This is a genomic window from Kitasatospora sp. NPDC056184, assembly GCF_042268405.1.
Taxonomy (GTDB): domain Bacteria; phylum Actinomycetota; class Actinomycetes; order Streptomycetales; family Streptomycetaceae; genus Kitasatospora.
This window is the reverse complement of sequence record NZ_JBHJUI010000003.1, coordinates 348,194-364,808: the sequence shown is the minus strand read 5'-3', so window position 1 is coordinate 364,808 and position 16,615 is coordinate 348,194. Positions and strand designations below refer to the sequence as shown.

General features: G+C 71.5%; 16 protein-coding genes and 1 riboswitch. Of the genes, 9 read left to right on the top strand and 7 right to left on the bottom strand.

All coding sequences use genetic code 11. From position 1 onward, the window contains the following. The first annotated feature begins 187 nt into the window (after positions 1 to 187). The 4 genes from coxB to ACFC0B_RS09325 all read left to right on the top strand — a co-directional run bounded on the left by coxB (position 188) and on the right by ACFC0B_RS09325 (position 4,661). Entirely contained in the window at positions 188 to 1,042 is an 855-nt protein-coding gene (gene coxB, locus ACFC0B_RS09340; protein WP_376084157.1) for a cytochrome c oxidase subunit II, read from the top strand. Continuing rightward, complete coding sequence (gene ctaD / locus ACFC0B_RS09335) at positions 1,039 to 2,814, top strand: cytochrome c oxidase subunit I (RefSeq protein ID WP_376084156.1); 1,776 nt, start codon at positions 1,039 to 1,041, stop codon at positions 2,812 to 2,814. The genes coxB and ctaD overlap by 4 nt, the downstream gene beginning before the upstream one ends. Further along, on the top strand, positions 2,814 to 3,230 hold the full coding sequence (locus ACFC0B_RS09330; RefSeq protein WP_350566773.1) for a cytochrome c oxidase subunit 4: 417 nt from the start codon (positions 2,814 to 2,816) through the stop codon (positions 3,228 to 3,230). Before ctaD ends, ACFC0B_RS09330 begins: the two co-directional genes overlap by 1 nt. 171 nt (positions 3,231 to 3,401) lie before the next feature. Beyond that, complete coding sequence (locus tag ACFC0B_RS09325) at positions 3,402 to 4,661, top strand: Ig-like domain-containing protein (RefSeq protein WP_376084154.1); 1,260 nt, start codon at positions 3,402 to 3,404, stop codon at positions 4,659 to 4,661. A 9-nt stretch (positions 4,662 to 4,670) separates the two neighbouring features. Here the strand turns inward: ACFC0B_RS09325 and ACFC0B_RS09320 are convergent, their stop codons facing one another. From ACFC0B_RS09320 to ACFC0B_RS09300, 5 genes are all read right to left on the bottom strand, one after another. Continuing rightward, entirely contained in the window at positions 4,671 to 5,054 is a 384-nt protein-coding gene (locus ACFC0B_RS09320; RefSeq protein ID WP_376084152.1) for a GntR family transcriptional regulator, read from the bottom strand. A gap of 120 nt (positions 5,055 to 5,174) precedes the next feature. Further along, positions 5,175 to 6,833: a cytochrome bc complex cytochrome b subunit gene (locus ACFC0B_RS09315; protein ID WP_376084150.1), complete on the bottom strand. Its 1,659-nt coding sequence runs from the start codon at positions 6,831 to 6,833 to the stop codon at positions 5,175 to 5,177. Beyond that, positions 6,830 to 7,888: a Rieske 2Fe-2S domain-containing protein gene (locus ACFC0B_RS09310; RefSeq protein WP_376084148.1), complete on the bottom strand. Its 1,059-nt coding sequence runs from the start codon at positions 7,886 to 7,888 to the stop codon at positions 6,830 to 6,832. Before ACFC0B_RS09310 ends, ACFC0B_RS09315 begins: the two co-directional genes overlap by 4 nt. Before the next feature lie 8 nt (positions 7,889 to 7,896). Beyond that, entirely contained in the window at positions 7,897 to 8,706 is an 810-nt protein-coding gene (locus ACFC0B_RS09305; protein ID WP_376084146.1) for a c-type cytochrome, read from the bottom strand. Between the two features lie 187 nt (positions 8,707 to 8,893). Beyond that, entirely contained in the window at positions 8,894 to 9,514 is a 621-nt protein-coding gene (locus ACFC0B_RS09300; RefSeq protein ID WP_350566761.1) for a heme-copper oxidase subunit III, read from the bottom strand. Between the two features lie 392 nt (positions 9,515 to 9,906). On the opposite strand from ACFC0B_RS09300, the gene ACFC0B_RS09295 reads away from it, so the two are divergent. The 3 genes from ACFC0B_RS09295 to ACFC0B_RS09285 all read left to right on the top strand — a co-directional run bounded on the left by ACFC0B_RS09295 (position 9,907) and on the right by ACFC0B_RS09285 (position 13,202). Beyond that, positions 9,907 to 10,332, top strand: a complete 426-nt coding sequence (locus tag ACFC0B_RS09295) for a hypothetical protein (RefSeq protein ID WP_376084144.1) — start codon at positions 9,907 to 9,909, stop codon at positions 10,330 to 10,332. Positions 10,333 to 10,484: 152 nt separating this feature from the next. After that, complete coding sequence (gene trpD / locus ACFC0B_RS09290) at positions 10,485 to 11,561, top strand: anthranilate phosphoribosyltransferase (RefSeq protein WP_376084143.1); 1,077 nt, start codon at positions 10,485 to 10,487, stop codon at positions 11,559 to 11,561. 107 nt (positions 11,562 to 11,668) lie between these two features. Continuing rightward, a riboswitch (SAM riboswitch) is annotated at positions 11,669 to 11,786 on the top strand. 51 nt (positions 11,787 to 11,837) lie between these two features. Next, positions 11,838 to 13,202: an aminotransferase class V-fold PLP-dependent enzyme gene (locus ACFC0B_RS09285; protein ID WP_376084141.1), complete on the top strand. Its 1,365-nt coding sequence runs from the start codon at positions 11,838 to 11,840 to the stop codon at positions 13,200 to 13,202. 20 nt (positions 13,203 to 13,222) lie between these two features. Here the strand turns inward: ACFC0B_RS09285 and ACFC0B_RS09280 are convergent, their stop codons facing one another. Further along, entirely contained in the window at positions 13,223 to 13,504 is a 282-nt protein-coding gene (locus ACFC0B_RS09280) for an Lrp/AsnC ligand binding domain-containing protein (protein WP_355361788.1), read from the bottom strand. Further along, on the bottom strand, positions 13,501 to 14,349 hold the full coding sequence (locus tag ACFC0B_RS09275; RefSeq protein WP_376084139.1) for a rhomboid family intramembrane serine protease: 849 nt from the start codon (positions 14,347 to 14,349) through the stop codon (positions 13,501 to 13,503). Before ACFC0B_RS09275 ends, ACFC0B_RS09280 begins: the two co-directional genes overlap by 4 nt. 201 nt (positions 14,350 to 14,550) lie before the next feature. On the opposite strand from ACFC0B_RS09275, the gene ACFC0B_RS09270 reads away from it, so the two are divergent. Continuing rightward, positions 14,551 to 14,814, top strand: a complete 264-nt coding sequence (locus ACFC0B_RS09270; protein WP_376084137.1) for a hypothetical protein — start codon at positions 14,551 to 14,553, stop codon at positions 14,812 to 14,814. Between the two features lie 310 nt (positions 14,815 to 15,124). Continuing rightward, the gene (locus tag ACFC0B_RS09265) at positions 15,125 to 16,462 is read left to right on the top strand and encodes an NYN domain-containing protein (protein WP_376084393.1); all 1,338 of its coding nucleotides are present in this window, start codon (positions 15,125 to 15,127) and stop codon (positions 16,460 to 16,462) included. Positions 16,463 to 16,615 lie beyond the last annotated feature (153 nt).

Here is a 16,615-nt window from a genome sequence, read left to right as displayed (position 1 = left end):
AGCCCCTGCCGGGCCTGATCGGGTGCTCGGGCGGCGCGTTACCGGGACCTGCCCGTCAGCAGCGCATAAGGCTGGAGTAGGGTTTGGCCCGCATAAGCATTCAAACCGTGCCCGTGGACGGGTCGCCGAGGAGGGGAAGCCTCCCCGGGGCGACGCGAAGGCGGGCGAGACTTCGGGAAGGCGCTACGTGAGTCCCAACGGCTCCGACCGCTCGCCGCGGCGCACGATGCGGCGGAAGCTGCCTCAGGCGCTGGCACTGGGCCTCGTCATCGCGACCGCCACCGGCTGCTCGGCCAACGACCTCCCCAGGCTTGGCCTCCCGAGCCCCGTCACCAAGGAAGGGCCGATGGTCCTCCACATGTGGCAGGGCTCCTGGATCGCGGCGCTGGTGGTCGGCGTACTGATGTGGGGTCTGATCATCTGGAGCGTGATCTTCCACCGGCGCAGCCGCACCGGTGTGCAGGTCCCCCCGCAGACCCGGTACAACGTGCCCATCGAGGCGCTCTACACCGCGGTCCCGATCATCATCGTGTCGGTCCTCTTCTACTTCGTCGCCCGCGACGAGTCGAAGCTGATCGCCGTCTCCGAGAAGCCGCAGCACACCGTCAACGTGGTGGGCTTCCAGTGGAGCTGGGCGTTCAACTACGAGAACACCGAGAACCCGGACCCGGCCAACCAGGAGGCCGCGTACGAGGTGGGTACCCCCGGCGAGCCGCCGACCCTGTACCTGCCGGTCGACGAGACGGTGCAGTTCCGCCTCACCTCTCGTGACGTGATCCACGACTTCTGGCCCATCAACTTCATGATGAAGATGGACGTCGTGCCGGGTGTGGTCAACAAGTTCGAGGTCACCCCGACCGTCAAGGGTGAGTACATGGGCAAGTGCGCCGAGCTCTGCGGCGTCGACCACTCGCGCATGCTGTTCAACGTGAAGGTCGTCGACCGTGCCGAGTACGACCAGCACCTGAAGGACCTGCGGGCCAAGGGTCAGACCGGCGCGGTGCCCTCCGGCATCACGACCATGGGAAGTGAAGAGAAGTGACCATCCTCAACGAGCCCGCCGCGGCCGGCGGGGGCGCCGGGGCCGTCACGGTCGGGGCGCAGCGGACCCGGAAGCCGGGTTCCACCATCATCAAGTGGCTGACCACCACTGACCACAAGACGATCGGCACGCTGTACCTGGCGACGTCGTTCGCGTTCTTCCTGATCGGCGGCATCCTCGCGCTGGTCATGCGTGCCGAGCTGGCTCGTCCCGGGACCCAGATCCTGTCGAACGAGCAGTTCAACCAGGCGTTCACGATGCACGGCACGGTCATGCTGCTGATGTTCGCGACGCCGCTGTTCGCCGGCTTCGCGAACTGGATCATGCCGCTGCAGATCGGCGCGCCGGACGTCGCGTTCCCGCGTCTGAACATGTTCGCCTACTGGCTGTACCTGTTCGGCTCGCTGATCGCCGTCGCCGGCTTCCTCACCCCGCAGGGCGCCGCCGACTTCGGCTGGTTCGCCTACGCGCCGCTGTCGGACGCGGTCCGCTCGCCGGGCATCGGCGCCGACATGTGGATCATGGGTCTGGCCTTCTCCGGCTTCGGCACCATCCTCGGTGCGGTCAACTTCATCACCACGATCATCTGCATGCGGGCCCCCGGCCTGACGATGTTCCGGATGTCGATCTTCACCTGGAACGTCCTGCTGACCGCGGTGCTGATCCTGCTGGCCTTCCCGGTCCTGGCCGCCGCGCTGTTCGCCCTGGAGGCGGACCGCAAGTTCGGGGCGCACGTCTTCGACCCGGCCAACGGCGGGGCGCTGCTCTGGCAGCACCTGTTCTGGTTCTTCGGCCATCCCGAGGTGTACATCATCGCGCTGCCGTTCTTCGGCATCGTGTCGGAGATCATCCCGGTCTTCAGCCGCAAGCCGATGTTCGGCTACTCCGGCCTGATCGCGGCCACCATCGCGATCGCCGGTCTGTCCGTGACGGTGTGGGCCCACCACATGTACGTCACCGGCCAGGTGCTGCTGCCGTTCTTCTCCTTCATGACCTTCCTCATCGCCGTCCCGACCGGTGTGAAGTTCTTCAACTGGGTCGGCACCATGTGGAAGGGCTCGCTCAGCTTCGAGACCCCGATGCTGTGGACCGTCGGCTTCCTGGTGACCTTCCTCTTCGGTGGTCTGACCGGTGTCCTGCTGGCCTCCCCGCCGATCGACTTCCACGTCTCGGACTCGTACTTCGTCGTCGCCCACTTCCACTACGTGGTCTTCGGCACCGTCGTCTTCGCCATGTTCGCCGGCTTCCACTTCTGGTGGCCGAAGATGACCGGCAAGATGCTGGACGAGCGCCTCGGCAAGATCACCTTCTGGACGCTGTTCTTCGGCTTCCACACCACCTTCCTGGTGCAGCACTGGCTCGGCGCGGAGGGCATGCCCCGCCGCTACGCCGACTACCTGGCCGCCGACGGTTTCACCACCCTGAACACCGTCTCGACCATCGGCTCGTTCCTGCTCGGCCTGTCGATCCTGCCGTTCCTCTACAACGTCTGGAAGACCGCCAAGTACGGCGAGAAGATCGAGGTCGACGACCCGTGGGGCTACGGCCGCTCGCTGGAGTGGGCGACCTCCTGCCCGCCGCCGCGCCACAACTTCCTCACCCTGCCCCGGATCCGCTCCGAATCCCCGGCCTTCGACCTCCACTACCCGGAGATCGCCGCGCTGGACTACCTGGAGAACCACGGTGAGCCGGCCAAGCACCTCGCCGGCGTGACGCCCGCGAAGTACGACGCCCCGCAGCTGGGCAAGGGCAAGAAGGAGGGCGACGCCTGATGAAGGAACAGGGAAAGATCTTCCTGGGCCTCTCGGTCTTCGTGCTGGCCATGGCGATCACCTACGGCCTGTGGACCAACAGCTCCGAGCACGGCATCGAGGCCGCCGGTACCACCGCGCTGTTCCTCGCCTTCGCGCTCTGCGCGTTCATCGGGTACTACCTCGCCTTCACCGCCCGCCGGGTGGACAGCGGCGCGGGTGACAACCCCGAGGCCGAGGTCGCGGACGACTCCGGCGAGCTGGGCTTCTTCGCCCCGCACAGCTGGCAGCCGCTCTCGCTCGCGGTCGGCGGCGCGCTCGCCTTCCTCGGTGTGATCTTCGGCTGGTGGCTGATGTTCTGGTCGCTCCCGATCATCCTGATCGGCCTGTTCGGCTGGGTCTTCGAGTTCTACCGGGGCGAGAACCAGAACCAGTAGGCACTGGCTCCCTCGCACAGGGCCGGGCATCCCGCACGGGATGCCCGGCCCTGTTGCGTCCCCGGAGTGACGGCCTCACCCTGCCGGCCCAACCCCGCCCCGTTCGGTTGTCGCTCCGCCGGACGCGGTTCCTACGATCTGACCAATCGTGCGAAACCCCGGGAGGCGGTCATGGCCGACAGGCGCGGAATCGCGGGTCTCGGCGGCATCACGCTGGCCCTCGTCGTACTGGTCCCGCTGGCGGGCTGCACCTCCGGCGGCGAGGAGGGCGCCGGGGCGGTCCGCAGGGTCGACGCCGCCGAGCTGGTGCACCTGTCCGCCACCGAGCAGGCGGACCCGTCCCAGCCGCTCACGGTGACCGCCGAGCCCGGCAGCCGGCTGACCGACGTCACCGTGGTCGGCCCGGACGGCCGGGTGGTCGCCGGAAGGCTCTCGGACGACCAGCTCAGCTGGCAGACCACCGGCCGGCTCAAGGCCGCCACGGCCTACACCGTGCGGATCGCCGCCGACGACGGCCGTGGCGGCCGCGGCGAGACGACCGCCGGCTTCTCCACCCTGGCCGCCCAGCACCTGCTGACCGCCAAGCTCGGCCCGGACTCCTCCGGCAGCGGCGTCTACGGGGTGGGCCAGCCGCTCACCGTCCAGCTCTCCGAGGCCGTCAAGGACCCGCAGGCCCGCCAGGAGGTGGAGCGCGCGCTGACGGTCACCTCGCAGCCCGCCGTCGCCGGCGGCTGGTACTGGGTGGACGACAAGAACCTGCACTTCCGCCCCCAGGAGTACTGGCCCAACGGCACCACCGTCAGCCTGGCCTTCGAGGCCACCGGCAGCCGGATCTCCGACGGCCTGTACGGCGGCGACCGGGCCGCCCTGGCCCTGCGGATCGGCCAGCGCGTCGAGACGGTGGTGGACGCGGCCGCGCACGAGCTGACCCTCAAGCGCGACGGCCAGGTGGTCCGCACGATGCCGGTGACCACCGGCAAGCCCGGCTTCGACACCCGCAACGGCGTCAAGGTGGTGCTGGGCCAGGAGCGCAAGGTCCGGATGAGCGGCGAGACGATCGGCATAGCGGCCGGCAGCCAGGAGGCCTACGACCTCGACGTCGAGTGGGCCACCCGGGTCACCTGGAGCGGCGAGTACGTGCACGCCGCGCCCTGGTCGGTGGGCTCCCAGGGCGTGGAGAACGTCAGCCACGGCTGTACCGGGATGAGCACCGAGAACGCCCGCTGGTTCTACCAGAACACCCGGGTGGGGGACCTGGTGACGGTGGTGAACAGCCGCGGCAAGTCCATGGAGCCGTTCGGCAACGGCTTCGGCGACTGGAACATCGCCTGGAGCGACTGGATCGGGCACAGCGCCCTCGGCGCCCCCGTCGACACGACCGCCCCGGCCACCCGGGCGCCTGCCACCGGGATGATCGCCCCGCAGCTCTGAGCGGCCCGCTCAGCCCGCCGCGGAGCCGTCCCGGTACGCCACCCGCAGCGCGCCGTCCACGGCCGCCAGGGCGTCCGCCGGCGGGACGCCGAGCCGGCGGGCCCGCTCGGCGTACTCGGCGGCGGCCGCGGCGACCAGCCGGTGCGCGGAGTCGCCGACCGCGGCGATCAGGGTGCCGCGCCGGCCGTGCGTCTCCACCACCCCGTCCGCCTCCAGCTCCCGGTAGGCGCGGGCGACCGTCCCGGCGGCCAGCCCGAGCCGTTCGGCCAGCGCGCGGACGGTGGGCAGCCGCAGCCCGGTGGCCAGCTCGCCGCTGCGGGCCTGCTCGGCGATCTGGGCGCGGATCTGCTCGTACGGGGGAGTGGCGGAGGCCGGGTCGACGGACAGCTGCACGGTGCGCTCCTGACGGTTCGCTGCGGACGGGGGAAGCGGGTACGGCAAAGCCCGAGGGCCGCCGACCAGATGAACTCTGGTCAGCGGCCCTCGGGTGCGACGCGGGGGGCGCGTACGGGATCAGTGGTGGCCGTGGCCGCTGGTGATCTCGTGGTGCTCCTCGGAGGTCGGCTTGGGGATCTGGCTGCCCTCGCCGTAGAAGCCGCGGGAGAGCTTCGCCCGGGTCCGGGTGAGGACGCCGGCCTTGCGGGCCACGCCGTTCTCGTCCGTCTCGGCCGGCAGCTCGAACGGCTGCGGCTGCTCGTGCGCGGTGAGCTTGTGCAGGTCCTTCTGCGGCAGCTGGGCGTGCACCTCGATGAACTCGCCGTGCGGCAGGCGCTTGATGACGCCGGTCTCGCGGCCGTGCAGCACCTTCTCCTTGTCGCGGCGCTGGAGGCCGAGGCACCAGCGCTTGGTGACGATGAAGGTCACGACCGGGACGACGAAGAAGCCGACGCGGACGAAGTAGGTGACCGAGTTGATCGACAGGTGCAGGTGGGTGGCGAACAGGTCGTTGCCGCCGGCCACCAGCAGGAGCAGGTAGAGGCTGATCCAGGCGGCACCCAGGGCGGTGCGGACCGGGGCGTTGCGCGGGCGGTCCAGGATGTGGTGCTCGCGCTTGTCGCCGGTGATCCAGCCTTCGATGAACGGGTAGACCGCGATCGAGACCAGGACCAGCGGGAAGATCGCCAGCGGAACCATGACACCCAGGTTCAGGGTGTGGCCCCACAGGCCGATCTCCCAGCCCGGCATGACGCGGATCAGACCCTCGGAGAAGCCCATGTACCAGTCGGGCTGGGCGTCCGTGGAGACCTGGTCCGCGCGGTACGGGCCGACCGACCAGATCGGGTTGATCGTGGCGATCGCCGAGATGACGGCGATGAGGCCGAACACCAGGAAGAAGAAGCCACCGGCCTTGGCCATGTAGACCGGCATCAGCGGCATGCCGACGACGTTCTTCTCGGTCTTGCCCGGGCCCGCCCACTGGGTGTGCTTGTGGTAGAAGACCAGGATCAGGTGCGCCACCAGCAGGCCGAGCATGATGCCCGGGATCAGCAGCACGTGGATGGTGAAGAACCGCGGCACGATGTCGTGGCCGGGGAACTCGCCGCCGAACAGGAACATCTGGACGTAGGTGCCCACCAGCGGGACGGCGAGGATCGCGCCTTCCATGAACCGGATACCGGTACCGGAGAGCAGGTCGTCCGGCAGCGAGTAGCCGAAGAAGCCGTCGAACATGCCCAGGACCAGCAGCAGGAAGCCGAAGACCCAGTTGATCTCGCGCGGCTTGCGGAACGCGCCGGTGAAGAAGACGCGCAGCATGTGCACGAGCATCGCCGCGACGAAGACCAGGGCGGCCCAGTGGTGGATCTGGCGGACCAGCAGACCGCCGCGCACCTCGAAGCTGATGTCGACCGTCGAGGCGTAGGCCTCGGACATCGGGAGGCCCTTGAGCGGCACGTACGAGCCGTCGTAGATGACCTCGCCCATCGAGGGCTTGAAGAACAGCGTCAGGTAGACGCCGGTCAGGATGATGATGATGAAGGTGTAGAGGCAGATCTCGCCCAGCATGAAGGACCAGTGGTCCGGGAAGATCTTGCGCAGGTTGGCCTTGGCGAGGGAGTAGATCCCCAGCCGGCCGTCCGTCCAGTCCGCGGCCTGTTCCCACTTGTTCGCGGGCTTGGCACGCGTGCTGGCGGGCTTGGCGGCGCCGGAGGTGGTGCTGCTCGCACTGCTCATCGAGCACGCTCCCAGAAGCTCGGGCCGACGGCTTCGTCGAAGTCGCCGTGGGCGACCAGGAAGCCCTTCTCGTCAGTGGTGATCCTCAGCTGCGGCAGCGGGTGGCCGGCCGGGCCGAAGATGACGCGCGCGCCGTCCGCCAGGTCGAAGGTCGACTGGTGGCAGGGGCAGAGCGCGTGGTGGGTCTGCTGCTCGTACAGGCTGATCGGGCAGCCGACGTGGGTGCAGATCTTGGAGTAGGCGAGGATGCCCTCGAAACCCTTCTCCTTGGACTTCTCGTCCTTGATGTCCTCCGGCGCGATGCGCACCAGCATGAGGGCGTCCTTGGCGATGCGAACCTGGAAGTCCTCGGAGTGCGTGGTCAGGCCCTCGGGCATCGCGAAGACCAGGGACCCCTGGATGATGTCCTCGGCCTTCATCGGCAGGTTGGTGTTCATGTTGATCAGCTGCAGCGGCTTGACGTCGGTGGCCTCGTCCCAGCCGGTGTGCTGCAGCTTGTCCTCGGGCAGCGGGCCCAGGTCGCGGAGCAGGACCACGCCGGAGAGCGGGACCAGCGCCATCGAACCGATGAGGGTGTTGCGGATCATCTTGCGGCGGCCGAAGCCGGACTCCGCGGCACCGGTCTTGAACTGCTCGATGACGTCGGCGCGGACCTCGTCGTCGGCCTCGATCGGGTGGCGCTCGGCCGGGATCTCGTGGTCCGACATCAGGGTGCGGGCCCAGTGGACCGCGCCCGCGCCGATGAGGAACAGCGCCAGGCCCAGGGTCATGCCGAGCGCGAAGTTCAGCGCGCTGACGTGGCCCAGCGGCCAGATGTAGACGATCTTGTCCGGGTCGATGGCCACGTACGAGGCGATGAAGCCGATGGTGGCGATCATCGACAGGACGAACATCAGCGACACCTGGCGCTCGGCGCGCTTGGCGGCCCGCTCGTCGATGTCGGTGCGGCGCGGCTCGTGGGCCGGGAGGCCGGGGTCGGCGAACGGGTCGCCGTGGGCGGCCACCTCGTGGTGCCCGGCGGAGCCGTGCGACTCCGGGAGCTTCTCTTCTGACATGTCGTGGCTCATGACTTCTTGGCCTTGGTGGTGTGGGCGGCGACCCAGATCGCGACCGCGATGAGCGCGCCGAGACCGAAGATCCAGCCGAACAGGCCCTCGGTCACCGGACCGAGGCTGCCGAGCGTGAGACCGCCGGGGTTGGGCTCATCGTTGGTGGTGTGGCGGACGAAGGCCACGATCTGCTTCTTCTGCTCCTCGGGCATGATGCTGTCCGGGAACGACGGCATGTTCTGCGGGCCGGTCTGCATGGCCTCGTAGATGTGCTTGGCGTCCACGCCCTCCAGCGACGGGGCGTACTTGCCCTGGGTCAGGGCACCGCCCTGGCCGGCGAAGTTGTGGCACTGGGCGCAGTTGGTGCGGAACAGCTCGCCGCCCTTGGAGAGGTCCTCGGGGTTGGTCGAGGTGAACTGCTCCTCGGTCGGCGTCACCGGACCGGGGCCGAGCGAGGCGACGAAGGCGGCGAGCTGGTCGATCTCCGCCTGCGAGTAGATGTTCGGCTTGCGCGGCACCTGGGCGCCGGGCTGCTGGGCCGGCATGCGGCCGGTGCCCACCTGGAAGTCGACCGCGGCGGAGCCGACGCCGACCAGGCTCGGACCGTCGCTGCTGCCCTGGCCGTTCAGGCCGTGGCAGGAGGAGCAGCCCACGGCGAAGAGCTTCTTGCCCTCGTCGATCGCGAGCGACTGCGCGGCGACGTCGGCCTGCGCCTTGTCGGCGGGCGCGAACGCGGCGTACAGCCCCCCGGTTGCCGCCAGGGCGAGAAGTAGGACGACCAGCGCCGCCAGTGGGTGGCGCCGTCGTGCGGAGAGCTTTTTCACGGAATAACCCCGGTGTCAGGATCTGGTCGACTGGTGGGTGCACCCGGCGGCCGGTCTGGCCGGCACGAGGCTGCCTGTCTAGGGCTGCGCGCGCGGTCGGTCGGTGGGAGCGTCGGCACCGGCGAAATCGGGCCGTCGCCGGTGAGGGCGGGACCCGAGGCCGGTGGCCAGCGACCTGATCAGCTGGTTACTTGATCAGGTAGATGGTCGCGAACAGGCCGATCCACACGACGTCGACGAAGTGCCAGTAGTACGACACCACGATCGCGGCGGTGGCCTGCTCGTGAGTGAAGCGCTTGGCTGCGTACGTCCGTCCCAGGACCAGCAGGAAGGCGATCAGACCACCCGTCACGTGCAGACCGTGGAAGCCGGTGGTCAGGTAGAACACCGTGCCGTACGGGTCGGAGGACAGCGAGAGGCCGTCCTTCTTGACCAGCTCGGTGTACTCGAAGATCTGGCCGCCGATGAAGATCGCGCCCATCACGAAGGTGATGATGAACCACGAGCGGAGCTTCTTCACGTCCCCGCGCTCGGCGGCGAAGACGCCGAGCTGGCAGGTGAGCGAGGAGAGCACCAGGATCGTGGTGTTGACCGAGGAGAAGGGCACGTTGAGGGCGTGCGCCTTCTCGGTCCAGAACTCCGGCCCCTTGACGGAGCGGAGCGTGAAGTACATCGCGAAGAGGGCCGCGAAGAACATCAACTCGGAACTGAGCCAGACGATCGTTCCGACGCTGACCATGTTCGGCCGGTTGACCGATCCGTGCGCGTGCCCGGTTTCTACTGCTGTTGCTGTCGCCACGACGGACATTATGTCGGTCCCTTATTCCGTCTTCACGCCGGGGGGTGTCCCTCGGAGTGTCCGGTGCGTGCGGTATGCCCCCCTGGCACCCGTCCGGCCGTCCTCACCCTTGCTGAGCAGCGGCGTGTCCCTTTTCTGACGGTTCCTCGAAGGCCTCCGGAGGGGCCTCTGCGGCGTGTCGGGCCGGGCCCGTGGGGCCGTCCGTAGTAAGGGGAGAGACCACTCGTCCGCCGTACGGGTGGTCCGCGCGGGCGGGGGTGACGCGCCGTGCTCCGCCCGGACCAGTCGCGGGCGGACCGGCGCGAGGGGGATCTCCCGGGAAGGGCTCGGCGGCGGGTGATCGGGAGTAGCATCCGGGGAGAGGCGAACGTGGTCCGGATCACACGCGAGGGAGCAGGCCCATGGCGAGCACGACCGACGAGACGTTGACCGTTCTGGTCTACAGCCACGACCGCACCACCCGCGAGCAGGTGCTGACCGCTCTCGGCCGGCGGCCCGCGGAGGACCTGCCGGAGCTGTCCTACCTGGAGTGCGCGACCACTCCCGCGGTGCTCAAGGCGCTGGAGAAGGGCGGTGTCGACCTCTGCGTCCTGGACGGCGAGGCGGTGCCGGCCGGCGGGCTCGGGCTCGCCCGGCAGCTGAAGGACGAGATCTACGGGTGCCCGCCGCTGCTGGTGCTGATCGGCCGGCCGCAGGACTCCTGGCTGGCGGCCTGGAGCCGGGCGGACGCGGCGATCTCCCAGCCGGTGGACCCGGTGGCGCTGGCCGAGGCCGTCGCGGCGCTGCTGCGGGCCCGGCTGGCGAAGCGGGCGCCCGCCGTGAGCTAGCCGCCGCGGTGTCCGGCCCCGGCGTCCCACCCCCGCGTCTCAGGACGAGAGAAGAAGGGTGAACGGCCGCGCCCCGGCACCCCGCCGCTCGATAGGCTGACTCCGTCCCTACGTCCTTCCCCGTCCGCGGGGAGCGAGAGCTGGAGTCAGCCATGGTGAACGTGCACCCTGCGAACGGCGGTAGCGAGCCCGCGCAGGTGGTCCGCACCTGGCCCGACATCCTGTCGGCGCTGCTGAGGGGGGAGGACCTCGACCGCTCGGCCACCGCGTGGGCGATGGACCGGATCATGAGCGGGGAGGCCTCCCCGGTGCAGATCGCCGGCTTCATGGTGGCGCTGCGGGCCAAGGGCGAGACGGTCGACGAGATCTCGGGTCTGGTCGACTCGATGTACTCGCACGCCGAGCCGCTCTCCATCCCCGGCCCGGCGGTGGACATCGTCGGCACCGGCGGCGACCGGGCCAAGACCGTCAACATCTCCACCATGTCGGCGATCGTCGCGGCGGCGGCCGGCGCCAAGGTGGTCAAGCACGGCAACCGGGCCGCCTCCTCGGCCAGCGGCTCCTCGGACGTGCTGGAGAAGCTGGGCATCAGCCTGGACCTGGCGCCGCGCCGGGTCGCCGAGGTCGCCGAGGAGGTCGGGCTGACCTTCTGCTTCGCGGCCAGGTTCCACCCGTCGATGCGGCACGCCGGCCCGGCCCGCAGCGAGCTCGGGGTGCCCACCGCCTTCAACATCCTCGGCCCGCTCACCAACCCGGCCCGGGTGACCTCGCACGCCATCGGCTGCTTCGACACCCGCCTCGCCGGGCTGATCGCCGGGGTGCTGGCGCAGCGCGGCGCCAGCGCGCTGGTCTTCCGGGGCGACGACGGGCTGGACGAGCTGACCATCACCACCACCTCGCGGGTCTGGATCGTCCGGGACGGCGCGGTCACCGAGACCTCCTTCGACCCGCGCGAGGTCGGCATCGAGCCGGTCGGCATCGAGACGCTGCGCGGCGGGGACCCGGCGTACAACGCGGAGGTCGCGCGCCGGCTGCTGGCCGGGGAGCACGGGCCGGTGCGGGACGCGGTGCTGCTGAACTCGGCGGCCGCGCTGGTGGCGCTCGACCAGACCGGCGCGCCGCTCGCCGAGCAGCTCGGGGCGGCCATGCGGCGCACCGCCGCGGCCATCGACTCGGGTGCCGCCCGTGATCTGCTGAAGCACTGGTCGGAGGCCACCAGCCGGGCGTGACGCCGCAGTTGGGGCCCACCGGGAATCCTCCCGGTGGGCCCCGACGCGTGTCCGGGATGCGGACCGCTGTTTGACCGCGGGGCGGACGCGACCTAGAGTCTTCGCCAGGTCATGAGCGACAGCGTCAAGCCCCAGCTGGCTGTCCGGCAACCCTCCGTCCGTGGCGGGGTGCCCTGGGTGAGGACCGGGTCACGTGGCGAGCCGTCCGCGTGGCAAGCGCGGACGCCGGACGCATCGCACTCCCGGGGTCCCAGACCCGTACAGGAGTGCATCCTCATGTCCCTCGCCACCTCCCTCTGCGCGCCCCTCGCCGTCCTCGGCCACGACGTCCAGGTCCCGCTCGCCAACGGCGACAAGGTCGGCTACGCGGCGCTCGACTACGCCGCCAGCTCCCCGGCGCTCCAGCGGGTCTGGGACGACGTCGCGGCCTACGCCCCCTACTACGGCAGCGTGCACCGCGGCGCCGGCTACCTGTCGCAGCTCTCCACCGACCTGTTCGAGCAGAGCCGCCGGACCGTCACCGAGTTCCTGGACCTGCGCGAGGGCGACCAGGTGGTCTTCACCCGCGCCACCACCGACTCGCTCAACCTGCTGGCCGGCGCCGTCCCGGCCGGGACCCGGGTGTTCGCCTTCGAGACCGAGCACCACGCCTCGCTGCTGCCCTGGGCGCACGCCGGTCTGGACGTCACCTACCTGCGCGCCCCGCGCTCGCACGCCGAGGCGGTCGCCGCCTTCGACGCCGCGCTCGCCGAGGCGCCCGAGGGCCCGAAGCTGCTCTGCGTCACCGGCGCCTCGAACGTCACCGGCGAGCTGTGGCCGGTCGCCGAGCTGACCCGGACCGCCCACCGGCACGGCGCCCGGGTGGTGCTGGACGCCGCGCAGCTGGCCCCGCACCACCGGGTCTCGGTGCGCGAGCTGGACGTCGACTGGATCGCCTTCTCCGGCCACAAGCTGTACGCGCCGTTCGGCTCCGGGGTGCTGGCCGGCCGGGCCGACTGGCTGGACGCGGCCGACCCGTACCTGGCCGGCGGCGGCGCCACCCGCACGGTGGCCCGGGAGGCCGACGGCTCGGTGGCCGTGCAGTGGCACACCGGCCCGGCCCGGCACGAGGCCGGCTCGCCCAACGTCATCGGCGCCTACGCGATCGCCTCGGCCTGCCGGGCGCTCACCGAGGCCGGGTTCGACGCGCTGGAGGCCCGCGAGCGGGCCCTGGTCGCGCGGCTGAAGGCCGGGCTGGCCGAGATCCCGGAGGTCCGGGTGCTGAACCTGTTCGGCTCCGACTCGGACCGGGTGGGCGTGCTCTCCTTCGTCGTCCGCGGCTGGAACAGCTCGCACTTCTCGGCCGCGCTGTCCGCCGAGTACGGCATCGGGGTCCGCGACGGCCTGTTCTGCGCCCACCCGCTGGTGCGCACCCTGCTCGGCGACGAGGAGGCCGCGCCCTCGGAGTGCGGCGCGCCGGAGCCCTCGCTGCCCGGCGAGCGCAGCCTGAACGCGATCCGGGTGAGCTTCGGCGCGGGCACCCCGGACGAGCACGTGGACCGGTTCCTGAACGCCGTCCGCGAGCTGGTCACCGACGGCGCGGCCTGGACCTACCGCAACGAGGGCGGCCGCTGCGTCGCGGACACCCGCCGGGAGGGCTGAGCGGTCCCGCTCGCCCGGTCCTACTCGTCGAGGCCGATCGAGAAGGCGGCCTCCAGGTCGTGCTGGGAGTACGTGCGGAAGGCGATCTGGGTCTCGGTGTGGGCCACGCCCGGGACCTTGTTGAGCCGACCGGGGATCACCTCGGCGAGGTCGTCGTGCCGGCCGACCCGCACCATCGCCACCAGGTCGTAGCCGCCGGTCACCGAGTAGACCTCGCTGACGCCCTCGATGGCGGCGATCGCCTCGGCGATCTCCGGGATGCGGTCGACGCTGGTCTTGATCAGGACGATGGCGGTGATCACGGTGGCGTACTCCTTTGTGAGGTGCCGCCAGGGTATCGGGCGTCGGCGGCACCGTCGCGGGGGCGGGTGGCCCGGGGCCGGCGCCCGGTCAGGGTGCAGGCGTGGAGGAAGCCCGCCGCGAAGCCGATCACGTGCACCAGGTACGCCACACCGGGCCCGGCGGAGTGCACCGACCACCACTGGAGCGCGAACCAGAGGCCCAGCACCAGCCAGGCCGGGAAGCGCAGCGGCAGGAAGAGCAGCAGCGGGACGAGCGTGGTGACCCGGGCCCGCGGATGGAACCGCAGGTAGGCGCCGAGGACGGCGGAGATCGCCCCGGAGGCGCCGATCAGCACCCGGGCGGCGTCCGCCGAGTGCGCCTCGGCCAGCGCGAAGCCGTAGGTGGTCAGCGCCCCGGACGCCAGGTAGAAGAGGAGGAACCGGGAGCGCCCCAGCCGCCGCTCCACGGTCGGGCCGAAGACGTGCAGGAAGAGCAGGTTGCCGAGCAGGTGCAGCCAGCCGCCGTGCAGGAAGAGCGCGCTGAGCACGGAGAGCGCCGGGTGCTTGCCCGGGGTGGGCGAGGCCGGGCAGCCGGGCACCGGGGCGGGGGCCTCGGCGAGCCGGTCGGCGGTCAGCGGGCGTCCGGTCAGCAGCTCGGCGGGGACCGCCCCCCAGCGCTGCTCGTAGCGCTGCTCCGCGCAGACCCGGGCCTGGCCCCGGCCGTAGAGCGGGTTGACCCCGGCGGCCGGCCCGAGCAGGAAGACCGCGGTGTTGAGCGCGATCAGCGCGTAGCAGACGGCCGGGGCAGTGTCGGGCGGCCGGCCGCGGCGCGCGCCGGTGCGGGCGGGGAGGACCGGGATCGCCATGGGCCCCAGCATCCCCCCGGCGCCGGGCGGCCACCGCGCGGTTACGGCAGGTGGGCTACCGGTGGGGGCCGGTCGGCCGGTGGCCGCGAAGGTTGCCCCAGGCAATAGGCTTGGGGCGGGCAATCCCGCCTCCCGCCGCCGACGCCGGGGCTCCGGGGGGAGCGCCTGAGCCCGTTCCGGGACCACCCGAGAGGACCCCCGATGACCGTCCCCGCCCTGACCGCCGAGACGCGCTGGCGCTGCACGCTCTGCGGCAACCTGACCCGCTTCGACGTGACCCGGACCGCCCGGGTCACCGAGTTCCTCCACTTCGACCTGGCCGGCGAGTCGAAGATCGAGGAGACCCAGGTGCTCAGCGAGACCGTCGAGTCGGTGCGCTGCCGCTGGTGCAACGCGGTCGACCAGGTCGAGCTGGTCGCCCGCCCGGGCGCGGCCGACGGTGCCGAGGCTCCCGAGCAGGCCTGACCGCCTGACGCGTGCGGCGGGCGGTGCAGGGCACGGCCGGCCGCCGCACGGGACAATGCAGAGAGAAACGCGCGGAGTGTGACGGGGGTGGCGGCCGGGGGCCGTACTCCGCTGGACCAGGATCGGAGCCGAGGACGTGGTGGACGCAGCGAGGGAGCCCGCGGGGCCGCAGGGGCCGCAGCCCGCTGTGGACGCGCAGGCGCCGGACGCGGCAGGGGCCGCCCCCTCCGGCAGCGGCACCCCGGCCGAGGCGGCCGCGGGGGAGGAGTCCGGCGGCGGTGACGAGCCGGCGGCAGCCGTCGACGGATCGGTGCGGGGCGCCGACGGGGCCGGTGGCGCCGAGGTGCTGGACCGGCCGCTGCCCGAGGGCGTGCGCCGGCGCGTGGTGGGGCTCGCCTCCGACGCGCTCGGCGGGCTGCCGCTCGCGGAGCTGCCCCAGTCGCTGCGCCAGTACGCCAAGTTCACCCCCGCGCGCCGGGCCAAGTACGCGGCGACCGCGCTGGCGGCGGCGCTGGAGGCCGAGCCGGCCTTCCGGTCGCGGATAGCGGAGCGGCTGCGGCTGGGCCAGCCGGACCTGGTCAGGGCGCTGGAGTCGGGCACCGTGCCGGGCGCCGCCGACCCGATGGACGTGGCGGCCGCCGCCTATCTGGTGCGCTCCGCCGGGTGGAGCCGGCTGGTCACCGAGGCCGGCGAGGAGGCCGAGCGGGCGGGCGCCGAGGGCGCGGCGGCCGAGGCGGCCCGGCTGGTGGAGAAGCTGCAGGCCGAGCTGGCCGAGGTGCGCTCCGCGGCGCGCTCCGACCTGGAGCGGCAGCGGGCCGAGTCGGAGGACGTCCGCCGGGAGGCGGACTCGCTGCGCCGCAGGCTGCGGTCGCTGGAGAGCGACACCCGCCGGGCGCAGGCCGAGACCCGCAAGGTGGCCGCCGAGCTGGAGGCGGCCAGGGCGCAGGCGGCGGCCGAGCGGAGCACGGCGGAGAGCGAGGCGCGCCGGCTGCGGCACCGGGTCACCGAGCTGGAGAACGCCGCCGAGCAGGGCCGCCGGTCGGCCCGCGAGGGGCGCAGCGTCGAGGACATGCGGCTGCGGCTGCTGCTGGACACCGTGCTGCAGTCGGCGCAGGGGCTGCAGCGGGAGCTGGCGCTGCCGGTCTCCCAGATCCGTCCGGCGGACCTGGTGGAGGCGGTGGAGCCGGGCTCGGCCTCGCCGCACGACGTGGCGCGGAGGGGTCTGGCCGAGGACGATCCGGCGCTGCTGGACCAGCTGCTGGCGATCCCGCAGGTCCATCTGGTGGTGGACGGCTACAACGTGACCAAGACCGGCTATCCGACGCTGCCGCTGGAGCAGCAGCGGATCCGGCTGCTGGGCGGGCTGGCCATGCTGGCGCAGCGCACCCAGGCGGAGGTCACCTGTGTGTTCGACGGCCAGGACCTGGACGTGCCGGTGATCATGGCGCCGCCGCGCGGGGTGCGGGTGCGGTTCAGCCGGACCGGGGAGACGGCGGACGAGCTGATCCGCCGGCTGGTGCGGGCCGAGCCGCAGGGGCGCCCGGTGGTGGTGGTCTCCACCGACCGGGAGGTCGCGGAGGGCGTGCGGAAGGCCGGCGCGCGCCCCGTCGCGTCGGTGCTGTTGCTGAACCGGCTGGCCCGCCCGTAACCCCTCCCGGGCGCCGGCCGGCCGGCATGACGGCTGGTCAGCGCCTGGATTGCGATGTTGTGGGAGTTCTGTGAAGTCAGGTGGGCGGTCGGGGTTCACGCGATCGGGGGAGTGGCGCGAAACGTGGATCTTCACTAGGGTCTGGCGTCAAAC